The sequence below is a fragment of the Streptomyces sp. NPDC001889 genome (assembly GCF_053594535.1).
Genome location: NZ_JBSFER010000061.1, coordinates 1 through 5,421 on the forward strand (window position 1 = coordinate 1; position 5,421 = coordinate 5,421).

The following is a 5,421-nucleotide window of genomic DNA, read 5'->3' on the forward strand; positions in this document are numbered from 1 at the left end:
CCCCCCACGGGAAGTGGGGTGTCTTTCCTTGGACCACCAACGCATGCCCCCCGCCCGGGACTTCCCGGCCGCGGCGACAAGATCCACTATAGCGCGGCGGCACCGCCCCCGGCACACCCGGCGGACCGGCCCGGAGACCGGGCGGCGGCGGGGCGGAGCACGGGGACAGCGGTGGCGCCCGGGCGGGGCGGAGCACGGGGACAGCGGTGGCGCCCGGGCGGGGCGGAGCTGTGCGGGCGGGGACGGGCCGGGTGGTCCGGGTGCGCCCTCCTCCTCGCGCGCCAGAGGCCCGCGCGCACCCCGGCCTTCCGGGCCCGGGGGCCGGGGCGGGCGCGGGCCCCGGTGGTGTGCCGCTCAGCGTGTCCGCAGCCGGAAGAGGGGTCCCGAGGCGGCGACGCCCAGGAGCAGGAGGGCGGCGCACCAGGCGGTCGCGGTCCAGGGCGCGGTGCCGACCGGCTGTCCCAGGAGCAGGCCGCGCAGGGATTCGATGAGCGGGGTGACCGGCTGGTTCCCGGCGAAGGCGTGCAGCCAGCCGGGCATGGTGTCGATGGGGACGAACGCGCTGCTCGGGTAGGGCAGGAACGTCATGAGGAAGGTGAGTCCGCCGGCCGTCTCGGGGCTGCGCGCCAGCAGTCCGAGCGCGGCCGAGAGCCAGGAGATCGCGACCAGGAAGAGGAGGAGCAGCGCCGCGGCGGCGAGCCAGGCGGCCGGGGTCGCGTCCGGGCGGAAGCCGAGGAGGAGGGCGACGGTGAGCACCAGGGCGGTCGAGACGGTGTTGCGCAGGGTGCTGGCGGCGACGTGGCCGGCGAGGACGGCCGCGCCGGGGACGTCCAGGGAGCGGAAGCGGTCGATGATGCCGCTCTTCATGTCCTCGCTCACCCCGATCGCGGTGGTGGCGGCGCCGAAGGAGGCGCAGAGCACCAGGATGCCGGGGACGACGTAGGTGATGTAGTCGGTTCCGGTGTCGATCGCCCCGCCGAAGAAGTAGATGAAGACCAGCATCATCATCAGCGGCAGCAGCAGGGAGGTGATGAGGGCGTCGGTGTCGCGGACGCTGATGCGGATGCGGCGGGCGGTGAGGGTGGCGGTCCCGCCCAGGACGGCGGCGCGGCGGCCGGCGGCCGGGCCGCGGGGCGCCGGGGTGCGGCCGGGGGCGGCGGGGCGGCGCAGGACGTCAGGCACGGGCGGGCTCCTTGGCGGTCAGGGCGAGGAAGACGTCATCGAGGGTCGCCTGGCGGACGGCGAAGCGGACGATGTCGCAGCGGTGGGGGTCGGCGCGGTCGAGCAGGGCGCGGATGCCCGCGGCGGTGCCGTCGGTGGGGAGGCTGACGACCGGTTCGCCCGGGGCGGCGGGGGCGGCGGTGCTCCCGGGGTCCCAGCTGCCCGGGCCGGTGCGTTCGCGGACCCGCAGGGCGGCGGCGTCGTCGGCGGGGACGAGGTCGAGGCGGTGGCCGGCGACGCGGTCCTTGAGTTCGGCGGCGGTGCCCTGGGCGACGAGCCGTCCGCCGTCGATCAGGGCGATCCGGTCGGCGAGCCGGTCGGCCTCCTCCAGGTACTGGGTGGTGAGGAAGACGGTGGTGCCGTCCGCCGCGAGTTCGCGCACGACCTCCCACAGGTCCGCGCGGCTGCGCGGGTCGAGTCCGGTGGTGGGTTCGTCGAGGAAGACGACCTGGGGCTCGCCGACCAGGCCGGCGGCGAGGTCGAGCCGGCGCCGCATGCCGCCGGAGTAGCTCTCGGCGCGGCGGCGGGCGGCTCCGGTGAGGCCGAAGCGTTCGAGCAGCGCGGCGGCGCGGCGGCGGGCCGCCCGGCCGGGCATGCCGTGCAGCCGGGCCACCATGCGGAGGTTCTCCTCGCCGGTGAGTTTCCCGTCCACAGCCGCGAACTGGCCGGTGAGGCTGATGACCCGGCGCACCCGGGCGCGGTCGCGGACGGTGTCCCAGCCGGCGACGCGGGCCTGCCCGGTGTCGGCGGGGGTGAGGGTGGCGAGGATGCGCACGGTGGTGGTCTTGCCGGCTCCGTTGGGGCCCAGGAGCGCGAAGACGCTGCCCCGGCCGATGTTCAGGTCGACTCCGTCGAGGACGCGGACGGTGCCGTAGGCCTTGGTCAGTGCGGTGGCCTCGATGGCGGCCGCGTCCCGGTGCGGGCGGGTGGCGGCGGGTGTTCGGCGCATGGGTCCCCCTGCTTCCTGCTCTTCTGCGTATGACATACGCACTACTGCGTAAGGGTTACGCATTACTAGGATGGAGGTCAAGCGGAACGGGCGAGAGGTGACACGCGATGAGCGACCGCAGCGGTACGGCGGCGGGTGCGGCCGGCGGGAGAGCGGACGCCGGGGGGACGGGAGGCGGCGCGGGGGCGCGGGACGGGGCGGGGACCGGGCTGCCCGCCAGCATCGAGATGGCCTGGGGGCTGCGCGAGCGCCCGGCGAAGGGCCCCCGGCCCGGGCTGAGCCTGGACCGGATCGTCGGCGCGGCGGTGGCGCTGGCGGCGGCCGAGGGCCTGGGCGCGGTGTCGATGGGCCGGGTCGCGCGCTCGCTGGGGGTGGCGACGATGTCCCTCTACCGCTATGTCGCGGCCAAGGACGAGCTGTACGTCCTGATGCAGGACGCGGCCGCGGGCCCCGCGCCCGCTCCCCCGGCGCCCGGCACCGGCTGGCGGCAGGCGCTCACCTCGTGGGCGCGGGCGCACCGGGAGCTCTTCCGGCGCAACCCCTGGGTGCTGCGGCTGCCGGTCTCCGGACCGCCCATCACCCCCAACTCGGTGGCCTGGTGGGAGTGCGGCCTCGCCGCGCTCGCGGAGACCGGCCTGGACGAGGGCGAGAAGATCGGGGTGGTGCTGCTGGTCTCCGGATTCGTGCGCAACGAGGTCCTGCTGACGTCGGACATCGCCGCCGCGATGGAGACGCAGGGCGTGGGAGGGCAGGAGATGATGCGCCGGTACGGGCACACCCTGCGGCGCCTGGCCGAACCGTCGCGCTATCCGGCGGTGGCCCGGATGCTGGACTCGGGGGTGATGTCGGATGTTCCGGCCGATCCCCGGGCCGACGCCGACGCCGACTTCGCCTTCGGCCTGGAGACCATTCTGGACGGGGTCGGCGCCAGGATCGGCCGGCCGGGCGGCGGCGCGGGAGAGACCGCGGCGGCGGCCGGCTGAGCGACGGGCGGGCGGGGCGGGGGTGTTCCCGGGGCAGGGGGGTTCCCGGGCGGGCGGTTCCCGGGCGGGCGGGGGTGTCCGGCGGGCACTCAGGGGTCCTGCGCGGGTCCACGGGGTGCGGGCGCGGCGGGGCGGCGGGGCCCGGTCGCCCGGGGCACGGGCCGCCCGGAACGCCGGGGCCCGCGGCACGGGGCGCGGGGCACCCGGGCGGGCGGCGCGGGGCGCGGGGCACCCGGGCGGGCGGCGCACCCACGGGCCGGGCGGCCGGGGCGCGGGCCCGGCCGGGCGGCCGGGGGGGCGGCGGGGCGCGGGGTCAGTCCTCGACGGTGAACCCGTGGCTGATCACCGCGGCGGGTGCCGTGAGGAGGGACACGTCGGCCAGCGGGTCGCCCTCGACCAGGACCGCGTCGCCGCGGAAGCCGGGGGCCAGACGGCCCGCCGTGCGCTCCAGGCCGATGAGGCGTGCCGCGCCCGTGGTGGCGGTGCGGATCGCGTCGAGGGCGGGCAGGCCCGCGGCGCGCATCAGCTCGATCTCGCGGCCGATGGGGTCGATGACCCCGCCGGAGGAGTCGGTGCCGGCGGCGACGGGGACGCCGAGTTCGAAGGCGCGGCGCACCGCGCGCCGGGCGATGGGCAGGAACAGGCGTCCCCGTTCGGCCAGGACCGGGTCCGGGTCGGCGGCCAGGCTCGCCATCGCGGCGAGGGTGGGGGTGAAGAAGGTGCCGCGGCGGCGCATGTCGTGCATGGTGCGCTCGCCGAGGTACACCCCGTGCTCGATGCTGGCGACGCCCGCCAGGACGGCGTCGTGGATGCCCTGCTCGCTGTAGCTGTGGCACAGGACGGTGGCCCCGCCCCGGCGGGCCGCCGCGACGGTGGCGGAGAGCTGTTCGCGGTCGTAGACCTGGGTGAGCGGGTCCTCGTCCGGGGAGCCCGCCCGTTCGTTGGCCCGGGTCTTGATCACGTCGGCGCCCCGGGCGAGGTTCACCTCGACGACCCGGCGCAGGGCCTCGGGGGTGCGGACGCCGTCCTTGAGGCGGGCGAGGGGGGCGAGTTCGGGGTCGGCCAGCAGGGTGTCGCCGGGGCGGGGGCTGACGAAGACGCCCGCCGCGCGCATCCGGGGTGCGCGCCGCGGGGTCCAGCGGGCGAGTTCGCGCAGTGCGATGTCCTGGTAGAAGGGGGTGCTGCCGCTGCGGACGCTGGTCGCGCCGAGGCGGACGGCGCGGTGCGCGTCGGTCAGGGTGGTGAGGTGGACATGGGCGTCGACCAGGCCCGGCAGGACCCAGCGGCCGTCCGCGCGGACGGTGGCGGCCCGGCCGCGCACGGCGGCGGCGGCCTGCCGGGTGGCGTGGCGGGTGCCGGCGGCGCGGACGGTGCCGTCCTCGATGACGACCACGGCGTCCTCGGTGACCCGCCCGGTGTGCGGGTCCAGGAGGGTGCCGCCGTCGATGATCAGCGTCCCGCCGCGCGGCGGGCGCCCGGAGCCCGTGCCCGCGCCGGGCGTCCCCCGGTCCGCCGCCGCGGTGCCCGCGGCGGCGGCGGTCAGTGCCGTGCCGCCGGCCAGGACGGTGGCGGCGGCCATGACACCGCGGCGGGTGACCCCCGGCGGGGGCGGCGGGGTTCCGGCGTCGTCGCACATGGGCATGGCTCCTCGGAAAGCAGGGATGTGGCGGTGACTCCGCGGCGCCTGGCCAGTGCCCGATGGCGTGGACGATAGCCGCACCGGAAGGTGCATACAACACCTTGTTGCGCGGGCGGGTGCGCGGGGGCGGGCGGCGGCGGTACGGGCAAGCGCCCGGCGGCAGCGGTACGGGCGGGGCGCGGGAGACGGCGGCCGTCCTGGCGTTCCCGGCCCGGGGGTGTGGCGGACGCGCGGGACGGTGCGGCGCCCGGGCCGGTGCGGCGCGCTGCTGCCCGCACCGGCACCGGCGCCGGCGGCGGGGGCGGGGGCGGGGGCGCCGGCGGGGCGGAGGAGCGGGTGGCTTCCGGGGCGGCGGGACCGGGCGGAGCCGGCCCCGTCCGGCGACTGCCGGCCCTCGCCGCCACCGTCACCCGGGGGCGGCGCCGGTGCCGGAGCCCGGGGACGGAGAGGCCCGGGGCAGCGGCCGGGAGACCGAGGACGCGGCGCCGGGAGCGGGGATGCCCGGGGGCGGTGCCTGGAGCGGGGGCGCCGAGGGGGCGGGGCGGTTCGTCGCGGGGAGGTGCGCGGAGGTGCGCGGAGGTTCTCGTATGCCCCGCGCGGCGGCACCTTCCGGTCCGTCACCGGCGGGC

The 5,421-nt window shown here is 78.1% G+C and carries 4 protein-coding genes; 1 reads left to right on the forward strand and 3 read right to left on the reverse strand.

Annotated elements, in window-relative coordinates; all coding sequences use genetic code 11:
• Positions 1-354: 354 nt before the first annotated feature.
• Complete coding sequence (locus ACWCRA_RS35105; RefSeq protein ID WP_451069468.1) at positions 355-1,182, reverse strand: ABC transporter permease; 828 nt, start codon at positions 1,180-1,182, stop codon at positions 355-357.
• Positions 1,175-2,170, reverse strand: coding sequence for an ATP-binding cassette domain-containing protein (locus ACWCRA_RS35110; protein WP_451069469.1), 996 nt, complete (start codon positions 2,168-2,170; stop codon positions 1,175-1,177). The genes ACWCRA_RS35105 and ACWCRA_RS35110 overlap by 8 nt, the downstream gene beginning before the upstream one ends.
• 107 nt (positions 2,171-2,277) lie before the next feature.
• Here ACWCRA_RS35110 and ACWCRA_RS35115 point away from each other — a divergent pair, with 107 nt between their 5' ends.
• Positions 2,278-3,153 carry a TetR/AcrR family transcriptional regulator gene (locus ACWCRA_RS35115; protein WP_451069470.1) on the forward strand — a complete coding sequence of 292 codons (876 nt, stop codon included), beginning with the start codon at positions 2,278-2,280 and terminating at the stop codon, positions 3,151-3,153.
• 313 nt (positions 3,154-3,466) lie between these two features.
• On the opposite strand, the gene ACWCRA_RS35120 is transcribed toward ACWCRA_RS35115, so the two are convergent.
• Positions 3,467-4,789 (reverse strand): amidohydrolase family protein, encoded by a 1,323-nt coding sequence (locus tag ACWCRA_RS35120; protein ID WP_451069471.1) that lies wholly within the window; start codon positions 4,787-4,789, stop codon positions 3,467-3,469.
• Between the last annotated feature and the right edge of the window lie 632 nt (positions 4,790-5,421).

Coding starts and splice junctions, on each gene's coding strand:
- ACWCRA_RS35110 (WP_451069469.1), bottom strand. CDS start 2,170: ATGCGCCGAACACCCGCCGCCACCCGCCCGCACCGGGACGCGGCCGCC.
- ACWCRA_RS35115 (WP_451069470.1), top strand. CDS start 2,278: ATGAGCGACCGCAGCGGTACGGCGGCGGGTGCGGCCGGCGGGAGAGCG.
- ACWCRA_RS35120 (WP_451069471.1), bottom strand. CDS start 4,789: ATGTGCGACGACGCCGGAACCCCGCCGCCCCCGCCGGGGGTCACCCGC.